Origin of the sequence: Pelomonas candidula, assembly GCF_043555985.1 — a bacterium.
Classification (GTDB): Bacteria; Pseudomonadota; Gammaproteobacteria; order Burkholderiales; family Burkholderiaceae_C; genus Pelomonas; species Pelomonas candidula.
Window position 1 is genome coordinate 1 of the sequence record NZ_JBIGIC010000042.1, and the last position, 1786, is coordinate 1786.

2 protein-coding genes are annotated in these 1786 nt (G+C 68.5%); both read left to right on the top strand.

Annotation, left to right across the window (positions count from 1 at the left end):
- A partial coding sequence (locus tag ACG04R_RS28375) for a Mu transposase domain-containing protein (RefSeq protein WP_419964742.1) occupies positions 1-893 on the top strand: 893 nt, incomplete at its 5' end.
- Positions 886-1677: an IS21-like element helper ATPase IstB gene (gene istB / locus ACG04R_RS28380; RefSeq protein ID WP_394418177.1), complete on the top strand. Its 792-nt coding sequence runs from the start codon at positions 886-888 to the stop codon at positions 1675-1677. The genes ACG04R_RS28375 and istB, both read left to right, overlap by 8 nt.
- The last annotated feature ends 109 nt before the right edge of the window (positions 1678-1786 follow it).

The following is a 1786-nucleotide window of genomic DNA, read 5'->3' on the forward strand; positions in this document are numbered from 1 at the left end:
ACTACCTCTTCGACCCCGACTTCTGCAACGTCGCCTCGGGCTGGGAGAAGGGCGTCGTCGAGAAGAACGTGCAGGACAGCCGGCGTCGCATCTGGCTGGCGGCGCGCGAGCAGCGCTTCGGGTCCTTGGAGGAACTCAACGCCTGGCTGGGCGAGCGCTGCAAGGCCCTGTGGGCGGAGCTGCGTCACCCCGAGCACAAGGCCTTCAGCGTGGCCGAGATGCTGGAGCTCGAGCGCAGCCACCTGATGCCCAAGCCCGTGGACTTCGACGGCTATGTGCAGGACGTCTCGCGCGTGAGCAGCACCTGCCTGGTCACCGTGGCGCGCAACCGCTACTCGGTGCCGTGCGAGCTGGCGCGCCAGACGGTCAGCACGCGGCTGTACCCGCAGCGCGTGGTCATCGTGGCCGATGGGCACGTGGTGGCCGAACACGTGCGGCTCAGCGGCAAGGGCCGCACCGCCTACGACTGGCAGCACTATGTGCCGCTGGTGCAGAGGAAGCCCGGCGCGCTGCGCAACGGCGCCCCCTTCGTGGACCTGCCCGAGCCGCTGGCCAAGCTGCGTCAGGCCTTGCTGCGCCATGCGGGCGGTGACCGGCTGATGGCGCAAGTGCTGGCGCTGTGCAGTACGGCCGGGTTGGATGGGGTGCTGGTGGCGGTCGAGCTGGCGCTGGAGCGAGCCGGCCCCAGCGGGCGGGTCAGCCCGGAGCATGTGGCCAATGTGCTGGCGCGGCTGACCGCACCCGCGCGGCCGCCCAACGTCGACACACCGCTGAGCACGAGCACGCCCGTGCAGGCCGATCCGGGTCTGTACGACCGACTGCGCAAGCTGGCCAAGCAAGAGGCGCAGCAAGAGGCAGGGCAGCATGTCGAGCAGGAGGCCGACCATGGCTGACGTCATTGCAGAGCTGAAGGCGCTGCGCCTGCACGGTATGGCCGCCACCTGGGCCGAGCTTGGCGAGCAGCACAGCGTCGAAGTTGAGCGCTCACGTTGGCTGCTGGAGCACATGCTGCAGGCCGAGGCCAGCGACCGTGCCACGCGCTCGGTGCAGCACCAGATGAGCAGTGCCAAGTTCCCGGTGCACCGTGACCTGGCCAGCTTCGACTTCGAGGCCTCGCCGGTGGACCGCAAGCTGGTCACGCAACTGGCCGCGTGCGAGTTCACGGCTGCGGCGCACAACGTCGTGCTGGTGGGCGGCCCGGGCACGGGCAAGACCCACCTGGCCACGGCCATCGGCGTGGCGGGCATCAGCGCGCACGGCAAACGGGTTCGGTTCTACAGCACCGTGGACCTGGTCAACGCGCTGGAGCGGGAGAAGGCCGAGGGCAAGGCCGGCCGCATCGCGGCCAGCCTGCTGCGGCTGGACCTGGTGATCCTCGACGAGCTGGGCTACCTGCCGTTCAGCCAGAGCGGCGGCGCCTTGCTGTTCCATCTGATGTCCAAGCTCTACGAGCACACCAGCGTCGTCATCACGACCAACCTGGACTTCGCCGAATGGAGCACCGTCTTCGGCGATGCCAAGATGACCACGGCGCTGCTGGACCGGCTCACGCACCACTGCCACATCGTGGAGACCGGCAACGAGAGCTACCGCGTCACGCAGGCCACGGCGGCCACACGCAAGCGCATCAAAGCCAGGGAGCAGGAACGAAGCAACAAGCGCGACGAGGCGGGCTGACCGAGCTCAGCGCTACAGTTGTCCACAGCCGGCGTCAGCCGATGCCGGCCCCAAGCCCTGGGTCAAAGTTCAATCGGCAGGGTGGGTCAAATTTAGATCGGCGCCAACA

Bases quoted from the DNA above. Each gene is read 5' to 3' on its own strand.
- istB (WP_394418177.1), top strand. From the start codon at position 886: ATGGCTGACGTCATTGCAGAGCTGAAGGCGCTGCGCCTGCACGGTATG.